This is a genomic window from Weizmannia sp. CD-2023, from assembly GCF_036225245.1.
Taxonomy (GTDB): Bacteria; Bacillota; Bacilli; order Bacillales; family Bacillaceae_C; genus Weizmannia; species Weizmannia faecalis.
Genome location: NZ_JARTJQ010000063.1, coordinates 18,933 through 36,450, shown reverse-complemented (window position 1 = coordinate 36,450; position 17,518 = coordinate 18,933). Strand labels below are relative to the sequence as shown.

The following is a 17,518-nucleotide window of genomic DNA, read 5'->3' as shown; positions in this document are numbered from 1 at the left end:
CATATGAAAGAAATAAGCGCTTTAATAAGGAGCCAGAACCATTTTTAGGAGGAATAAGATTGGATACAGGAACCCATGTTGTTATGGGATTTGCACTTGGAGGTTTGGCAACGTTGGACCCTGTGGTCGCACAAGATGCGGTTCATTTTCACAGCGTTCTCATTGCCACGGTTTTAGGTTCACAGGCACCAGACATCGATACTTTGCTTAAATTTAAAAATAATGCGGTTTATATTCGCAACCACCGCGGCATTACACATTCTGTTCCCGCCGTCTTGCTGTGGCCGCTTGCCATTACAGCTGTGCTCAGCATCTTTTTCCCTGGAACGGATGCGCTTCATTTATGGCTTTGGTCTTTTTTGGCTGTTTTTTTGCATGTGTTCGTCGATATCTTTAATGCGTACGGGACACAGGCATTGCGGCCGTTCTCATATAAATGGGTCGCGCTCGGCGTGATCAATACATTTGACCCGTTCATTTTCACCATCCATGTGATCGGCATTGCCGCCTGGCTGTTCGGGGCACAACCGGGGCCAACTTTCCTGGCCATGTACATCTTCATATTTTTATATTATATCGCCAGATTCGCGGCACGTCACGATGTAAAAAAAGCCGTCCTGGCCAGGATTCCGGATGCGGAAAATATCATTATTTCCCCGACTGTCCGTTTTCACCAATGGAAGATTGCCGTAAGAACGAAAGATGCCTACTATGTTGCATCCGCATTTAAGTCGGCGGTCACCATTCTGGACAAATTCAAACGGCTTCCGGTACCGGAAAATGAAATTATTGAAGCGGCAAAGCAGGATAAAAATTTGTCAGCTTTCTTAAGTTTTTCCCCTGTCTATAACTGGCAGGTCAAAGAACTTGATAACGGCTGGGAGGTCCGTTTTACCGACCTCCGCTACCGGAAAAACGGGCATTATCCGTTTGTTGCTGTTGTGAAATTGAATGAAGATCTGGAAATAACCGGTTCTTACACCGGATGGATTTTTAATAAGAAAAAGCTAAAGAAAAAACTTGATGTTGTACCAAGATAAGGATCGGATTTTACATCTGAAAACGCGCAAAATAACCGGTGCGGGGGCCATTCCCCACCGGTTATTTTGTTAAGGAGGGCGTTAACATGCGGAATAAAGAAAAAGGTTTCCCGTACCATCATGACAATGTATATGAAGGCAAACCGCGGGCAAAAGCTGAATATGCTTCGAAACGCGCGGACGGCACAACCAACACGCACCCGCAAGAACGCATGCACGCATCCGGCCGCCGCGGCGAGTCATAACAGAAAGGGCTGCTGGATTACACCGGCAGCTCTTATATTTTCATCGGCAGGAATAAAAATGGTTTCTTTTAAGAGCAAGGCAGGTAATGGTACGGATAGAGATCGTTCTCTCAGAGGAAGAAAATTTATTCATTTTTTTGGCCGGTTACAGGCGGTCATCATCATTTTACCTCCGCTGTATGCTACAACATAGATGATCATCACAATAATCTCAATTTTTGCATTATCAATAAATAATGATGGAAAGCTTGCTGGAAAATATGAAGAATTGTTGCTATAATGATTATTGGAAAAAATAGCGCGTTTTTTGTGATTGGAGGAGGGGTAACTTTGGAATATGCTTTAGAAATTGAAGGGTTGTGCAAGTCATTCTCCAAGTCCCGCTTCGCTTTAAAGAACATATCTTTCTCCGTACCCTATGGATCCATTACAGGATTTATTGGTGAAAATGGCGCGGGGAAAACATCCACAATGGGGGCAATCCTGCAAACGTTACATATCGATAGCGGAAGCATAAAAATTTTTGGAGAGAGAATAGCTGAAGCCAAAAAAGAAATCAACAATCACATTGGCGTAGTGTATGATGCCATGAATTTTTCCGGTAATTTGGATGCGATAAAGTTATCGAAAGTATTTCGCTATCTTTATCATAATTGGGATAACCAAGAATATTTTAATTATATTGAACTTTTTTCGCTGCCTAAAAAGCAAAAAATAAATAGTTTTTCTCGGGGAATGGCCATGAAGCTCTCGATCGCTGTTGCTCTTTCACATGGTGCGAGATTGTTAATATTAGACGAAGCGACATCAGGGCTAGATCCTGTGGGAAGGGAAGACGTATTAGAAGCACTGCTAAAATTTGTAAGAGATCAGAAAGGTGCTATTTTGTTATCATCCCATATCACCAGTGATATTGAAAAGGTTGCGGATACCCTGGTTTTCATAAAAAAAGGTGAAATTGTGTTAAAAACAAGTAAGAATGACCTTTTAAATAACTATGCGATCATACAATGTAAAGAGCATGAGTTAAATGACTTGCGTTTAAATGGCATTATTGCATATAAAAACCAAACAGATTATGTGGATGTGCTTGTTTCAAATAAAAATGAGCTGCCTGCAAAATTTCATAAAAAGAATTTTTCCATTGATGATATTACCTTATTATTAATGAAAGGAGAAAATTATGAAAGGACTCATTTTAAATAATTTATATTCTATAGATAAAAGTGTTAAATTTTCATTGCTTATATCTACAGCAGCTATCATTCCGCTTATTATAAGTGGAAATCCCACGGCGTTGAAGATCGCTGTATTATTACCATTTTTAATTATACCCATGAATGCATTTGAAGTATTAAAACAGGATAGTATGTCGGGTTGGAATAAATTTGAAATCACGCTTCCGTTGAAAAAAAGCAAAATTATTCAAAGTAAGTTTATCACATTCTTGCTTTTAGTGTTCACGAGTTTGTTATTAACTTTCGCTTTGTTTTATTGTGCAAGTATTTTTATCTCACCAACCGTTATGGATGATTTTTTTAACATTGGATTACGGGGTATGGGAATGATGTTTTGTGCTGCCTCTTTAGTATATCCACTGACATATATATTTGGAATAGAAAAATCAGATATGATTACAATGGGGAGTATAGGTTTCGCCTTTGTAATGTTCTTTTTCATATCCTTTTTGATGAAAGTGTTTATAGGGGAAATGAAGGGAGCTGAGGAGATTTTTTCTTTAAGTTTCTTATTGGTATCCATTTTTTTATTCATTCTCTCATACGCTACCTCGGTGATCATCTACCGAAAAAAAGAATTTTGATAGTTTAAAGGGGAAAGAAGGAGGGGAAAGCAGAATGGCGAAAGCAGTTAAAAATGGGCATGCTAACGCAGCCAAAAAACGGTACGGTTGGTATATTCATCTTTTGATATTTGTCCTTGCACAGCTTGTTTTCTTTATCTTTGACAATGTTTCCGCGTCAAAAAATATTTTCAACTTGAATGATTATGGAAAATGGTCTGTATCCGCAATAAGCCCGATTTATGACTGGCTTCAAATTTATAAAAGTCCGCAATTTAACTTAATATTTGTTATATGGGGGGCTATTTTAATCATAGATGGTCTTATTAGAATGTTGCCCAAGCGCCACAGCTACTCCCAATGAGTGTTCATATTAAACCGGATTTATGAAGTGCCACCTTCACCATGATAAAAAAGGACGAACCGCAAGCCATAAAGGCATCGTGCAACGCAAAAAAAAGCCCAAAGCTTTTTCAAAAAGCTTTGGGCCGTTTTTTATGCAGACGGCTGGCCGGCCGCTTTGTCTTTTTGAGAGAGATACAGGTCTATTTCTTTTGCTGCTTTTTTGCCTTCCTGCATGGCCCAGACAATCAGGCTTGCGCCGCGTTTCGCATCGCCGGCGGCAAAAATGCCTTCCCGGTTTGTCCGGAAACTTCCAGGTAAGGTTTGAATCAGCCCGTTTTGAAGTTCGATGCCGGCTGATTTGGAATCATCGACACCTTGGAATCCGATGGCGATGAGCACAAGATCCGCTTCCCATACTTGCTGTTCCGCTCCCAGATGATCCGAAAACGGCACGGTGACGAGGCCTGTTACTTCGCCGTTCTCATTGCCGTGAAATGCGGTGGTTTGAATATAGTATTGCCGCGGATCTTCCCCGAACACCTTAAATGATTCTTCATATGCATAATCTAACGTAAACAGGGAAGGGTTCACAGGCCATGGTTCGTGTTCCGGGCGTTCTTTCGGCAGTTCTCCGTGTTTTCCGAACTGTACGACGCTCTTGCACCCTTGCCGGATCGCGGTTGCCACACAGTCCGCGCCGGTATCGCCGCCGCCAATGACAATCACTTTTTTTCCTTTTGCTGAAATTTGCGGTTCGCCGTTTTCCCCATGGTCAAGCAGGTGTTTCGTATTGGCTTTCAAATATTCCATCGCCGGGTAGATGCCTTTTAAATCGCGCCCCGGGATGTCCATGTCACGTTGTTTTTCCGCGCCGATGCAAAGCAGGACGGCGTCAAACGTAGACTCGAGTTCATCAAGCGTGATGTCTTTACCAATTTCTGTATTGGCTTTAAACGTGATTCCTTCCGCCTGCAACAGGTCTACTCTGCGCTCTACATACTGTTTTTCAATTTTCATATTCGGAATGCCGTACATGAGCAGCCCGCCAAAACGGTCTTCTTTTTCAAAGACGGTAACATCGTAGCCTGCCTGGTTTAAATCGTCAGCTGCCGCCAATCCGGCTGGCCCGCTTCCGACAACGGCTGCTTTTAAACCGTTCCGTTTCAGCGGGATTCTCGGTTTGATCCAGCCTCCTTCCCAGGCACGGTCAATGATGGCTCTTTCAATGCTTTTAATGGTGACAGGTTCACTGACCAGCCCGGCTGTACACGAGCCTTCACATGGAGCCGGGCAGGCGCGTGATGTAAATTCAGGGAAATTATTGGTTAAAAGCAGACGCTGGTAGGCCTCTTCCCATTTTCCCTGGGCGGCAAGGGTGTTCCATTCCGGAATTAAATTATATAAAGGGCAGCCGCTCGTTTGCCTGCCGATCAGTTCCCCCATCTGGCAAAATGGGGTGCCGCACTCCATGCAGCGGGATGCCTGCGTTCTCAATTTTTCTTCCGGGAAAGGCTGCACATATTCTTTCCAAGTAGCCACCCGCTTTGCGGCATCCAGTTCTTTCGGTTTTTCGCGTTTCTGTTCAATAAAATCTGTCGTTCCGCGCATGTCTCACACTCCTCACAAATCACCCGGCCGCTGCCGGAGGGATATAGATGCCGTACAATTTCAGCTTTTTTCTGTTTTGGATAAAACCTGCTATTACGAAAATGGCCCGGGCAGTACAATCCGGCTTTCTTCCGGAAAATTTGCGTGCGATGCCTTTTTCTTAAAAAGCAGCCATCTTTGTGCTTCTTATCCGGCCGCTGCCGGGACATGATAGGTCTCCGTTTTTTTCGTTTCAATCCACACACAATTCTGTAAATCCATCCGGACGCTTCCTGATGGATTTACCCGTCTACTTTACTTCTGTCGGGAAAGCTTTTTCTTTTTCAATTTCCGGCAGATGCTTTCCGGATTTTTTATATTCAAAAGCGGCAAGCCTCGCTTCATCAAGCGGCATTTGCTGATCCAGAAAGTACTGGATGAGTTCCATCATCGCTTTGTATTCGCGTGGAACAATCTTGATAAACTGATGCAGGGACAGCTCCCAATTTTTCAAAATCCGTTTGGCAACAGGGCTGCCGGTGTATTGATAATGTTTCTGGATCATATGATAAAGTTCGCGCATATCTTCATCAGAATCCACACCTTCAATGCTGACAAGTTCCTGGTTGATCCGGGATAAAACTTCATCTTCGCCCATTGCGCCGGTATAAATGTAGGCAATCCCGCCGGACATCCCGGCCGCAAAGTTTTTGCCGATCGGGCCGAGCACGGCAACGCGTCCGCCGGTCATGTATTCGCAGCCGTGGTCTCCGATGCCTTCGACAACGGCATGTACGCCGCTGTTACGGACACAGAAACGCTGGCCGGCTGTTCCGCGGATATACGCTTCGCCCGATGTGGCCCCGAAAAAGGCGATGTTTCCGATGATGGCCTGTTCTTCGTGCCGGATCCATCCGGCAACCGGCTTCACAACGATTTTTCCGCCCGATAATCCCTTTCCAACATAGTCATTGGCATCTCCTTCAAGGTTCAGTGTTAGGCCTTTTGGAATAAAGGCGCCGAGGCTTTGCCCTGCTGAACCGTGCAGATGAATGTGGATAAAATTTTCCGGAAGCCCTTCGTCACCGTATGTTTTTGTAATGATATGGCCCAAAGTGGTACCGATTGCCCGGTCGGTATTGCGCACAGGCAAGGTGACCGCTGTTTGCTGCCTGTTCCGGACGGATACGGATAAATGGTCCAATTCACGGCTGTCAAAGCGTTCTTCCAGTTTATGGTTTTGCGCCGTTTTGCCTTGCACAGCAAATGGTGTATCACCCGCTTTAAACAGTAATTTATCAAAATGAAGCTGTTTCGCTTTCCAATGGTTTTTAACCTCATCTTTCACTTTCAGCAAGCCGGTTTCGCCGACAAGTTCATCAAGGCTGCGGTAGCCGCATTCAGCCAATATTTCGCGGACCTCTTCTGCGATGAACCGCATATAGTTGACAACATATTCCGGTTTGCCCATGAATTTGGCGCGCAGCTTCGGATTTTGCGTGGCCACGCCGACCGGGCATGTATCAAGATGGCAGGCGCGCATCATGATACAGCCGAGGACAACAAGCGGGGCAGTGGAAAACCCGAATTCTTCGGCGCCAAGGCAGGCGGCGATGACGACATCACGCCCGGTCATCAGTTTACCGTCTGTTTCCAGTACGACACGGTCACGCAGGCCGTTCAGCGTTAGCGTCTGATGGGTTTCTGCAAGGCCGAGTTCCCATGGCATGCCGGCATGTTTGATGCTCGTTTGCGGGCTCGCCCCGGTGCCGCCGTCATGGCCGCTGATTAAAATCGTATCGGCCAGGCCTTTCGCTACACCGGCCGCGATGGTCCCGACGCCTGACTTTGCCACCAGTTTTACCGAAATGCGGGCGCGCGGGTTGGCGCTTTTCAAATCGTAAATCAGCTGCGCCAGGTCTTCAATCGAGTATATATCATGGTGCGGAGGAGGCGAGATTAAACCGACGCCCGGAGTGGAGCCGCGGACTTCGGCAATCCACGGATAAACTTTCGAGCCCGGAAGCTGGCCGCCTTCGCCCGGTTTCGCACCTTGGGCCATTTTAATCTGGATTTCATCCGCATCTGTTAAATACAGGCTGGTGACACCGAAACGGCCGGATGCCACCTGTTTAATGGCGCTCCGTCTTGAATCTCCGTTTGCATCAGGCGTGTAACGTTCTTTTTCTTCGCCGCCCTCGCCGCTGTTGCTTTTTCCGCCGATGCGGTTCATCGCAATCGCGAGTGCTTCGTGCGCTTCTTTGCTTAATGCCCCGTACGACATCGCGCCGGTTTTAAACCTTTTCCAAATCGATTCGACCGGTTCCACTTCATCAAGCGGGACAGGTTTCCGGTTGCTCTCAATTGCCAGCAAGCTCCGGATCGTGGCGTATGGCCCGTGGTGGTACGTTTCCGAAAATTTGCGGTACAGTTCCTTGTTGTTCGTTCTGGCTGCCTGCTGCAAAGTGTACATCATTTGCGGGTTGAACAAATGGTACTCGCCGTCTTTCCGCCATTGCAGCTCGCTTCCCGGATCAAGCGCTTTGTTGTGCTGGAAAAGCAACTCCTGTGCTTTTTCATAACGTTTCAATGATTCTTGGCCGATTTCTGCGAGCCCGATCCCGCCAAGCTGCGAGACGGTACCGGTAAAATAGCGGTCGCAGACGCTTTCTGCAATGCCGAGCGCTTCAAAAGTTTGCGCCCCGCGATAGCTTTGCATCGTCGTAATCCCGACTTTCGACATGATTTTGACGACGCTTTTCTTTAGTGTGCTTAAATAGTTTTCACTTGCTTTTTTATACGGCAAATCAATATGCCCTTCGTCGATTAAATTTTGAATCGTTTCAAGCGCGAGATACGGGTGTACCGCATCGGCACCGTAACCTAAAAGAGCGGCCATATGATGAGAATCCCGCGGTTCCCCTGAATCCAGCACGATGCTTGCTTTCGGCCTTGTGCCCAGGCGGATCATATGCTGGTGCAGGGCGGATACGGCAAGCAGGGAAGGAATCGGCACGGCACGATGCCCTTGCGCACGGTCGGAAAGGATTAAAATTTCCGCACCTTCCCCGATTTTTTCGTCCGCTTCCTTGAGCAATTGTTCCAGCGCCTCTTCAAGGGTGATATCCGGCGAATAGTACGCGGGAAGAAAAGCGGTTTTCATTCCCTGGTTTAAAATGGCGTTAAATTTGTCCGTGCTTAAAAACGGGTGTTCTAGCCGGATTTTTTTATGGGCGGTATCGTCATGACCGTCAAGCGATACTTGCGGGCCGAGCCAGGTAACCGTAGATATAACGTATGATTCGCGAATGGAATCAATCGGGGGGTTCGTGACCTGCGAGAAGCTTTGTTTGAAATAATGGAACAAAAGCTGCGGGCGCTCCGATAAAACTGCAATCGGTGTATCGACGCCCATTGCCCCGATCGGTTCATTCTTTTCCTGCGCCATTGGCACGATGGACTTTGTGCATTCTTCATAAGTGTAGCCGAATAATGTCTGCCGATAAGCCAATTCATTTTTTTCAAGACTGGATGCAGCCGGGATAAAATGGCTTTCTTCCAGGTCTATCACTGAATCTTCGAGATGCTCGGCGTACGGTTTTTCAAGGCTGACCTGTGCTTTTAGTTCATCACTTGGGATAAGGGCACCTTTTTCAAGATCCACGAACAAAAGCTGACCCGGTTTTAAATGGCGCCGTTCTTTGACGTTTTCCGGTTCCACATCGACGACGCCGACTTCGGATGCAAAAATGATTTTATCATCATGGGTAATGTAGTAACGGGCCGGGCGCAAGCCGTTTCTGTCAAGCACCGCCCCGATCTGCTTTCCGTTCGTAAACTCGAGCGCCATCGGTCCGTCCCACGGTTCCATAATCTGGCTATGGTATTCATAAAATGATTTTAAGTAAGGCGGCAGGTCTTCGTTGTCTTCCCATGGCTCCGGCACCATCATCATGATCGCGTGCGGAAGGGAGATGCCGTTTGTCGTTAAAAATTCAAGGACATTGTCAAAAATCGCCGAATCCGAACCGTTTGCGTTGATCACAGGCTGGATTTTTTTCAATGTGTCAAGGCCCAGTTCGTTTGCAAACAATTCGATTTTTGCATTGAACCAGTTGACGTTCCCTTTGATGGTGTTGATCTCCCCGTTATGGGCGATCATCCGGTTCGGGTGGGCCCGCTCCCAGCTCGGGAACGTATTGGTGCTGAACCGCGAGTGGATCAGCGCCAGGGCCGATTGAAACCGTTCGTCTTGCAGATCAATGTAGAACAGAGGGAGCTGTTCTGCCGAAAGCATGCCTTTATATACAATTGTCCGGTTCGAAAAACTGGCGGCATAAAAAGAGGAACCGAATTTGTTCTCAACCAGTTTCCGCAATATATAGATCTTTCTTTGAAAAACTGCTTCTTCCGTGTTATCGTTTGAAGAAGAAACGAAAATCTGAACGATGTGCGGCCGCGATTCTTCCGCCTGGCGCCCAAGAACTTCCGGGTTTACCGGAACTTCACGGACACCGGGTACTGAAAGGCCGAGTGATGCAGCCTGGATGCGGAATTCATTCAGGATTTCCTCCGCAGCATCCGGATCATGCGGCAGAAAAAGCATTCCCACTGCATACTCCCCTTTTTTTGGAAGGGTGAAGGAGCATACGGCCTCAAAAAACGCGTGCGGGATTTGCATCGAAATACCGGCGCCGTCGCTCGTTGTCCCGTCGGCATTTTTACCGGCGCGGTGGTCCAGCCTTCTCAGCATTTCCAAAGCAGTGGTGATGATCTTATGAGACGCGCGGCCCTTGATGTCCGCGTAAAAGCCGATGCCGCATGCATCATGTTCAAATTCAGGTCGGTAAAGTCCATAATGTTGATTATTCATTGCTTCACATTCCTTCCATCATCAGGTCGAGTCCGAAAAGTAAGATTATTTTAAATTTTACCCTCTTGTGACTCTTTCTTACAATATATAGTTAAGATGAAATTAATCTCAAATTGAGAATGGTGTGATTCGCATGGAGTTAAGACAGCTGATTTATTTTATTGAAGTCGCAAAAAGGGAGCATGTGACAAACGCTGCAGATGAGCTGCATGTCGCCCAATCTGCCATCAGCCGGCAAATTTCCCTTTTGGAAGCCGAGCTTGGCGTTTCCCTTTTTTGGCGTGAAGGAAGAAATGTCAGGCTGACGCCGATCGGAAAAGTTTTTTTGGAACACGCTGAAAAAGTTGTGCTCGAAATTGATAAAGCGAAGCAAAGAATGCATGAATTTCTCGATCCGGATAACGGGACGGTCCGCCTCGGTTTTTCAACCGGGTTATCGGTCCAGACTTTTTCTTCCCTGTTGGCACAGTTTCGCGAAAAACATCCCGGCCTCGAGTACCAGTTTGTGCAAGGGACGCCCGGTTATTTAATCCGGTTGATTGAAAACGGGGAACTTGAGTTGGCGCTTGCTTCCCCTGTGCCGGATGACCATCCTGCCGTAAGCGGGGAAATTTTATACATGGAAAAGCTCATGTTACTTTTCCGCCGCGACCACCCGCTTTCCGGGCAGGAAATGATTCGGCTCGCCCAGCTGAAAAACGAACGCTTCATTACATTCCGGGAAGGTTTTTCGATTCGAGAAATTCTTTTCTCCGCCTGCCGGAAGTCCGGTTTTGAGCCTGCGATTGCATTTGAAGGCGAGGACATGGAAACGATTAAAGGCCTTGTTGCAAGCGGAACGGGTGTTGCAATTCTGCCTGAGCCTGCGCTATTATTTAATCTGTCTGAAGAAATCGTAAAAGCGGAAATCAGCGATATGGAACTGATGCGCCCGGTCGGTGTGATGATCCCGAAAAAAAGGGAAATGGCGGCTTCAGAAAAAGCCCTTTATACATTTTTGACATCATTTTATGACAGACTGAACCGGTTCCAAAGATAAGCTTGCGGAGCGTCGCGCAATCTGAACCGGTTCCGGAACAAGGGACAGTCGCCGTAAACCGGGCTTTTAGGCAGGCGTGCGCATGACCGCGGTATTTGAATTAGTTCTGAGATGCGGATACAGGAACAAGGAACAGTCGCCGTTTCTGTAAACGAAGGCGTAAAAAATATCGCATTCCGGCCGTTTTAGGCTCGGGTGTTAAAGAGCAGGAATGTTACGACGGCTTTTTGAAAAAGGGAGAGCGTTGCAAAAAATCATAAGAAAACGGAGAAGGTGGAAACATTGGCAAATAAGGTAGCACTTGTAACCGGGTCAAGCAAGGGGCTGGGCCGGGCGATTGCGCTTGATCTAGCAAAGGACGGCTATGATCTGGTCATCAATTATGCGCGCAGCCGGTCCAAAGCCGAAGAAGTGGCCGCGGAAATTGAAAAAATGGGGCAAAAAGCGCTTCTGATTAAAGCAAATGTCGGGGACGTGAAAAAAATAAAAGAAATGTTCGCACAAATCCGGGATACATACGGCAGGCTGGATGTGCTTGTCAATAATGCCGCTTCAGGTGTCGAACGCCCAGCAATGGAGCTGGAAGATCGCCATTGGGACTGGACGATGAATATTAACAGCAGGGCACTCCTGTTTTGTGCACAGGAAGCCGCTAAACTCATGGAAGAAAACGGCGGGGGGAAAATTGTGAGCCTCAGTTCGCTCGGTTCGATCCGCTATATCGAAAATTATACGGCGGTCGGTGTGTCGAAAGCAGCGCTTGAAGCTTTAACCCGCTATTTGGCAGTTGAGCTGGCGCCGAGTATTTGCGTGAATGCAGTTTCGGGCGGGGTCCTCAATACGGATGCGCTCAAGTCTTTCCCGAACCGCGAAGTACTGCTGGAAGACGCGCGGAAACATACGCCGGCAGGAAGAATGGTCGAGGTCGAGGATATGGTGAACGCCGTACGCTTTTTAATTTCGGATGAGGCATTTATGATCCGCGGCCAAACGATAATCGTGGACGGCGGCCGCTCGCTTCTTTTAAGTTGAGTACGCCAATCTTGAGTTCCTTTATTTTCCAGTTTTTATGATAAGGATAAATCGTTGCACCTCTGGTTACATTAATACCCGTGGAGGTGATAACGATGGCAAACAACAACAACTTCAAAAAGGCTGCCAAAGGAAATTTTGGTTCTGAATTTGCCAGCGAAACGAATGCGCAGGAAGTAAGAAAGCAAAACGCGAAGTCTGCTTCCGGCCAAGGTTCTTTCGGTTCTGAATTTGCAAGCGAAACGAACGCACAGGAAGTAAGAAAACAAAACCAAAAAGCTGAAGCGAAAAAATCGCAAAACGCTGGACAATTCGGCCAGCAATAACCGATAGAAAGAGGTTTCCCGAACGGGGGCCTCTTTTTTCTTTTTATGGCTGCGGTGTTCGACAAAAGAAGTCAAAGGATTTTGCCCTCCCATCGAGAATATGTGTAAATGAAAAGTTCAATTCATCCTTTAGGGGGTAAAAAACTTTGATGGAAGAATTTAATCGGCTTGTCGCACAGCAAATGGACACGATGGATAGGCTGCTGTTTTTGCAATCGGAAATGGAGAGATGCAACGAAGTGAAAAGCGAACTATTGAAGTTGCAGGAAGAAACAATGGCGGAAGATATCCTTGATGAAATCGGCCGGATGAATAAAGAATTGCAGGAAATTGAAAAAGTTTTTGAATCGCAGACGGTTGAACTGATCCGAGTTTACCACAGTTCAAAAATTTGCACATAAACAATCCTATCCCAAATAGGATTGTTTAGTTTTAATCGCGTTCAGAAACCGTTATAATAGATAGAAAACAGATCGATTGATTACATAAGTTTTATTCCGGCACGTAGTGGGCACAGGTTTACATATAAACAATCATGAAAGTGGGCATGAGATGATGGGAATCCCGGCAGAAGGTGATAAAATCCAAATTCAAAGCTATAAGCATAACGGCCATATTCACCGGATATGGGAAGAAACAACCGTTTTGAAGGGCACGAAAAGCCTAGTGATCGGGGGAAACGACCGGACTTTGGTAACCGAATCGGATGGCAGGACATGGATTACGAGAGAACCTGCAATTTGCTACTTTCATGCCGACCACTGGTTCAATATTATCGGCATGATCCGTGAAGACGGCGTCTACTACTATTGTAACTTGGGGTCGCCGTTTGTTTACGACAGTGAAGCGTTAAAATATATTGATTATGATCTCGACATCAAAGTCTATCCGGATATGACGTTTACTTTGCTGGATGAGGATGAATATGAATACCATCGCAAAAAAATGGGCTATCCCGATGTCATCGACCATATTTTAAAGCGAAACGTGGACATTCTCATTCACTGGATCCGGCAGCGGAAGGGACCGTTCAGCCCCGATTTTATTGATATTTGGTACGAACGCTACCTGACCTATTTGCGTTAAGCAAACCGCCTGTTGAACGCCAACAGGTTTTTTGTATGCGTAAATTTGAAAAATAAGGGAAATAAATGGTACGTTTTGTTTGCTTTAGGAGGTTCATCGCATGGGTAGTGTGAAAAGATACATGAAATTTGTAAAGCCGTATTGGTTTCAAATCGTTGCGACGATCATCATCGGGATCATCAAGTTTACGATCCCGCTTTTAATCCCGCTTTTGATTAAATATGTGATCGATGATATTATCGGCAACCACGGGCTTTCACCGGACGAGAAGCTGCATAAGCTTGTTTGGGTGATGTCTTTTATGCTTGCCATTTTTGTTATCGTCCGGCCACCCGTTGAATATTACCGGCAATATTTTGCGCAGTGGACGGCAAGTAAAATATTGTATGATATCCGCGACCGCTTTTTTACCCATCTTCAAAAATTGAGTTTCCGGTTTTATGCCAACACGCGCGGAGGGGAAGTCATTTCCCGGGTGATGAATGATGTCGAGCAGACGAAAGATTTTGTTATTACGGGGCTGATGAACGTCTGGCTCGATATGACAACGGTTCTGATTGCGATTGTCATGATGTTTATGATGGATGCCCGGCTGACTTTAATTTCACTCGCCGTTTTTCCGTTTTATATTTTTTCGGTCAAATATTTTTTTGGCAATTTGCGTTTTTTGACGAGGAAACGGTCGCAAGCGCTCGCAGAGGTGCAGGGCTATCTCCATGAGCGGGTGCAAGGCATGGCTGTTATTAAAAGTTTTGCCATTGAAGACCATGAGCAGAAGCAGTTTGACAAGCATAACCACAATTTTCTGGAAAAAGCATTAGCGCACACAAGCTGGACAGCTAAATCGTTTGCGGTTGTGAATACCATTACCGATATCGCGCCGCTTTTCATTATTTTTGTATCCGGCTATCTCGTGATTAAAGGCAGCCTTACTGTCGGTACGCTCGCGGCGTTTATCGCTTATATTGATAATTTGTACAGTCCGCTCAGAAGGCTCGTCAATTCCGGCACGACGCTGACGCAGGCGTTCGCTTCAATGGACCGGGTGTTTGAACTGCTGGATGAAAAATATGATATTGATGACCGGCCGGACGCGGTGGAGTGCAGGAATGTACGCGGCAATATCCGGTTTGATGGTGTCGAATTTCGGTATGATGATGAAAAAGAGCCGGTGCTGAAAAATATCAATCTTGAGATCAGGGCAGGGGAGACGGTTGCCTTTGTCGGGATGAGCGGGGGAGGTAAGTCTTCCCTTGTGAGCCTCATCCCCCGGTTTTATGATGTGACAAAAGGGGCCGTTTATCTGGACGGCCAGGATATCCGCACGTTTAAAGTGCGAAGCCTGCGCGATAAAATCGGGATGGTGCTGCAGGACAATATTTTGTTTAGCGAGTCGGTGAATCCAATATTTTGCTCGGCAATCCGCAGGCGACGGACGAGGAAGTCGTACAGGCGGCAAAAGCAGCGAACGCCCATGAGTTTATTATGAATCTTGCCGACGGATATGAAACAACGGTGGGCGAGCGGGGTGTTAAATTGTCCGGGGGGCAGAAGCAGCGGATTGCGATTGCGCGTGTATTTTTGAAAAACCCGCCGATTCTCATTCTTGACGAAGCGACATCCGCGCTTGATTTAGAAAGCGAGCATTTGATTCAGGAAGCCATTGAAAAACTGGCGCGCAACAGGACGACCTTGATCGTTGCCCACAGGCTGTCCACCATTACCCACGCAGACCGCATTGTCTTAATTGAAAACGGAGAGATCAAAGAAACCGGCACCCACGAACAATTAATGGCAAAACAAGGGCTCTATTACAACCTATTCCAAATCCAACAACTGGATGATTAGAAAAGCGGAGGCGACTGTACAGCGGCGTACGGATTTTGTAGTCTTCGACCGAGATAAAGGAAACACGATGAGCCGATAGGCGAATCGATGCCCGCTTATCGAAAGGAGAAGACGTAAAAATCCGCTAGCCGCTAGGAGCCGGAGCTGGACAAAGAAAAGCGGAGGGCGCTCGCTCGTCGGCAAAAAATGGAGGAGATCCCGTTTAAAAACGCGGGGCCTCCGTTTTTTTGTCAGGAAATGAAACAAAATTTCTTTTATAAATATAATAATAAAAATATGTTGAAATATTGTTTCAAAGTGTATATAATAGTATCAAAGGAGGGATGCATGATTGCTTGGATTTTCAATATACTTGAATGAAGACTGGTCAGAAGAGAAGGAAGCCTGCATTCACCGAATGGCAGCAATTGGAATGGAAGGGATATTTACATCCTTACAGCTACCGGAAGATGACCCGTCCCAATATCGGAAAAGGCTTGCTCCGCTCTTGGAGGCTGCAAAACGGAACGGGATGAAAGTCATGATCGACATCTCTGGAAACGTGCTCCACCATATCGGACTGTCCATTGATGATCCTGCACGCATTATTGAAAGCGGTATCAATGGCCTGCGCATCGATGCCGGTGTCAGCTGGGAACAGGTTGCCCGCCTGTCGAACACGATGACGGTCGGATTAAACGCCAGCACATTAACGGAACAGGATTATGAGCAGCTGAAACAGCACGGCGCTAATTTCAGACGGCTTGAGGCCTGGCATAATTATTATCCGAGGCCCGGAACCGGACTGGATGAAAATTGGTTTTACGAAAAAAACAAATGGCTGAAAAGCAAAGGATTCAGCATTACGGCATTTGCGCCCGGCGATGGAAAGCTACGATTTCCTTTATACGAATCCCTGCCGACATTAGAAATCCACCGCCATCAAAATCCGCTGGCAGCCATCTGCTCGCTGTTAAGGGATTATGCGGTTGACCATGCTTATATCGGGGATCCGGGGTTAACGCCGCAATCCCGCAGCCAGATCGGGGAATTTTTTTGCCATGATACCATACTGCTTCATGCAACGGCTGCAGATCCGAAATGGCGCCCGTATATTTTTAAAAACCACCGGAACCGGATGGATGTGGCAAGGGACGCGATCCGCAGCGAGCAGTCGAGAACATGCAACCAAAAGGACGATATCGGGCCCGAAAACAACATTCCCCGCAACAAAGGCAGTATTACGCTCGACAACAACCTGTACGCAAGATACAAAGGGGAATTGCAAATCACAAAGCGGAACCTGCCTGCCGATGCGAAAGTAAACGTCATCGGGCAGATTGCCGGCCGCGACTTGCCGCTCCTTGATTTTATTGGTTCGGGTACACAGTTTAAAATGACGGACAATGAAGGTGAAAACGAATGGACTTAGAAAAACTCGCCACAGAACAGCGCAACGAAAAGACAATGAATCTCGATACGTTGTCCACAAAGGAAATTTTGCAATTGATGAACGAGGAAGACCAAACGGTTCCAATCCGTGTAGGGAAGGAACTAGCACAAATCGAAAAAGTGGTAAAAGCCGTTATCCGTTCTTTTAACCAAGGTGGACGTTTGATCTATTGCGGAGCAGGCACAAGCGGTCGGCTCGGTGTTCTCGATGCTGTCGAATGTGTACCGACATTCAGTGCGGACCCTTCCATGGTGCAGGGGCTGATCGCAGGCGGCAGTGCGGCAATGACGGTTGCCGTTGAAGGGGCGGAAGATTCGAAAGAGATGGGGGAAGAAGATTTAAGGCGCATCCATTTATCGGAAAAGGATACAGTAGTCGGTATTGCGGCAAGCGGCAGAACACCGTATGTGATTGGCGCGCTGGACTACGCGAAAAAAACCGGTGCTGTGGCGGCGTCGCTTTCCTGCAACAAAAATGCTGAAATCAGCCGCCATGCCGATATTCCGATCGAAGTGGAAACCGGGCCTGAAGTATTGGCGGGATCAACCCGGCTAAAAGCAGGCACCGCCCAGAAACTCGTATTGAATATGATTTCAACTGCTTCAATGGTCGGAATTGGAAAAGTATACGGGAATTTAATGGTGGATGTAAAGCCGACAAACGCAAAACTGGTGGAGAGATCGAAATCGATTATTATGCAGGCTTCCGGATGCAGCTATGAAGCAGCTGAACAGGCTTTTTACGCAGCCGGCAAAAATGTGAAGCTGGCCATTGTAATGTTGTTAACCAATCTTTCCAAGGAAGAGGCAGAGGAGAAAATGGCACAGGCAAATGGTTTTATTAGAAAAATCGTTTAAACCGGGG

The 17,518-nt window shown here is 46.7% G+C and carries 14 protein-coding genes and 1 pseudogene; 13 read left to right on the top strand and 2 right to left on the bottom strand.

What is annotated here, in order from left to right:
• The first annotated feature begins 59 nt into the window (after window positions 1–59).
• From P9687_RS08975 to P9687_RS08955, 5 genes are all read left to right on the top strand, one after another.
• A complete protein-coding gene (locus P9687_RS08975; protein WP_014097361.1) occupies window positions 60–1,040 on the top strand; it encodes a metal-dependent hydrolase in 981 nt (326 codons plus the stop codon).
• 86 nt (window positions 1,041–1,126) lie between these two features.
• On the top strand, window positions 1,127–1,285 hold the full coding sequence (locus P9687_RS08970) for a small, acid-soluble spore protein K (RefSeq protein ID WP_014097362.1): 159 nt from the start codon (window positions 1,127–1,129) through the stop codon (window positions 1,283–1,285).
• A gap of 330 nt (window positions 1,286–1,615) precedes the next feature.
• Entirely contained in the window at window positions 1,616–2,491 is an 876-nt protein-coding gene (locus P9687_RS08965) for an ABC transporter ATP-binding protein (RefSeq protein WP_035190007.1), read from the top strand.
• Window positions 2,469–3,107, top strand: a complete 639-nt coding sequence (locus P9687_RS08960; protein ID WP_104851550.1) for an ABC-2 transporter permease — start codon at window positions 2,469–2,471, stop codon at window positions 3,105–3,107. Before P9687_RS08965 ends, P9687_RS08960 begins: the two co-directional genes overlap by 23 nt.
• A 34-nt stretch (window positions 3,108–3,141) precedes the next feature.
• Complete coding sequence (locus P9687_RS08955) at window positions 3,142–3,450, top strand: YfzA family protein (protein WP_035190004.1); 309 nt, start codon at window positions 3,142–3,144, stop codon at window positions 3,448–3,450.
• Window positions 3,451–3,581: 131 nt separating this feature from the next.
• Here P9687_RS08955 and P9687_RS08950 read toward each other — a convergent pair whose 3' ends face one another.
• Together P9687_RS08950 and gltB are read right to left on the bottom strand one after the other, a co-directional pair.
• Window positions 3,582–5,039 (bottom strand): glutamate synthase subunit beta, encoded by a 1,458-nt coding sequence (locus tag P9687_RS08950; RefSeq protein ID WP_328228558.1) that lies wholly within the window; start codon window positions 5,037–5,039, stop codon window positions 3,582–3,584.
• A gap of 289 nt (window positions 5,040–5,328) precedes the next feature.
• Window positions 5,329–9,891 (bottom strand): glutamate synthase large subunit, encoded by a 4,563-nt coding sequence (gltB, locus tag P9687_RS08945; protein WP_035190002.1) that lies wholly within the window; start codon window positions 9,889–9,891, stop codon window positions 5,329–5,331.
• Between the two features lie 133 nt (window positions 9,892–10,024).
• On the opposite strand from gltB, the gene P9687_RS08940 reads away from it, so the two are divergent.
• The 8 genes and pseudogenes from P9687_RS08940 (at window position 10,025) to murQ (ending at window position 17,511) form a co-directional block, all read left to right on the top strand.
• The gene (locus P9687_RS08940; RefSeq protein ID WP_211161880.1) at window positions 10,025–10,930 is read left to right on the top strand and encodes a LysR family transcriptional regulator; all 906 of its coding nucleotides are present in this window, start codon (window positions 10,025–10,027) and stop codon (window positions 10,928–10,930) included.
• 282 nt (window positions 10,931–11,212) lie between these two features.
• A complete protein-coding gene (gene fabL / locus P9687_RS08935) occupies window positions 11,213–11,962 on the top strand; it encodes an enoyl-[acyl-carrier-protein] reductase FabL (RefSeq protein WP_014097369.1) in 750 nt (249 codons plus the stop codon).
• Between the two features lie 95 nt (window positions 11,963–12,057).
• Window positions 12,058–12,288: a gamma-type small acid-soluble spore protein gene (locus P9687_RS08930; RefSeq protein ID WP_014097370.1), complete on the top strand. Its 231-nt coding sequence runs from the start codon at window positions 12,058–12,060 to the stop codon at window positions 12,286–12,288.
• Between the two features lie 146 nt (window positions 12,289–12,434).
• Window positions 12,435–12,689, top strand: coding sequence for a YgaB family protein (locus P9687_RS08925; RefSeq protein ID WP_014097371.1), 255 nt, complete (start codon window positions 12,435–12,437; stop codon window positions 12,687–12,689).
• A gap of 154 nt (window positions 12,690–12,843) precedes the next feature.
• On the top strand, window positions 12,844–13,374 hold the full coding sequence (gene ntdP, locus P9687_RS08920; RefSeq protein ID WP_014097372.1) for a nucleoside tri-diphosphate phosphatase: 531 nt from the start codon (window positions 12,844–12,846) through the stop codon (window positions 13,372–13,374).
• A 100-nt stretch (window positions 13,375–13,474) separates the two neighbouring features.
• A pseudogene (locus P9687_RS08915) lies at window positions 13,475–15,222 on the top strand (ABC transporter ATP-binding protein).
• 331 nt (window positions 15,223–15,553) lie between these two features.
• Window positions 15,554–16,633, top strand: a complete 1,080-nt coding sequence (locus P9687_RS08910) for a DUF871 domain-containing protein (RefSeq protein ID WP_014097374.1) — start codon at window positions 15,554–15,556, stop codon at window positions 16,631–16,633.
• On the top strand, window positions 16,624–17,511 hold the full coding sequence (gene murQ / locus P9687_RS08905; RefSeq protein ID WP_168985509.1) for an N-acetylmuramic acid 6-phosphate etherase: 888 nt from the start codon (window positions 16,624–16,626) through the stop codon (window positions 17,509–17,511). The genes P9687_RS08910 and murQ overlap by 10 nt, the downstream gene beginning before the upstream one ends.
• The last annotated feature ends 7 nt before the right edge of the window (window positions 17,512–17,518 follow it).

Coding starts and splice junctions, on each gene's coding strand:
- P9687_RS08955 (WP_035190004.1), top strand. CDS start 3,142: ATGGCGAAAGCAGTTAAAAATGGGCATGCTAACGCAGCCAAAAAACGG.
- gltB (WP_035190002.1), bottom strand. CDS start 9,891: ATGAATAATCAACATTATGGACTTTACCGACCTGAATTTGAACATGAT.
- P9687_RS08970 (WP_014097362.1), top strand. CDS start 1,127: ATGCGGAATAAAGAAAAAGGTTTCCCGTACCATCATGACAATGTATAT.
- P9687_RS08950 (WP_328228558.1), bottom strand. CDS start 5,039: ATGCGCGGAACGACAGATTTTATTGAACAGAAACGCGAAAAACCGAAA.
- murQ (WP_168985509.1), top strand. CDS start 16,624: ATGGACTTAGAAAAACTCGCCACAGAACAGCGCAACGAAAAGACAATG.
- P9687_RS08960 (WP_104851550.1), top strand. CDS start 2,469: ATGAAAGGACTCATTTTAAATAATTTATATTCTATAGATAAAAGTGTT.
- ntdP (WP_014097372.1), top strand. CDS start 12,844: ATGGGAATCCCGGCAGAAGGTGATAAAATCCAAATTCAAAGCTATAAG.
- P9687_RS08930 (WP_014097370.1), top strand. CDS start 12,058: ATGGCAAACAACAACAACTTCAAAAAGGCTGCCAAAGGAAATTTTGGT.
- P9687_RS08940 (WP_211161880.1), top strand. CDS start 10,025: ATGGAGTTAAGACAGCTGATTTATTTTATTGAAGTCGCAAAAAGGGAG.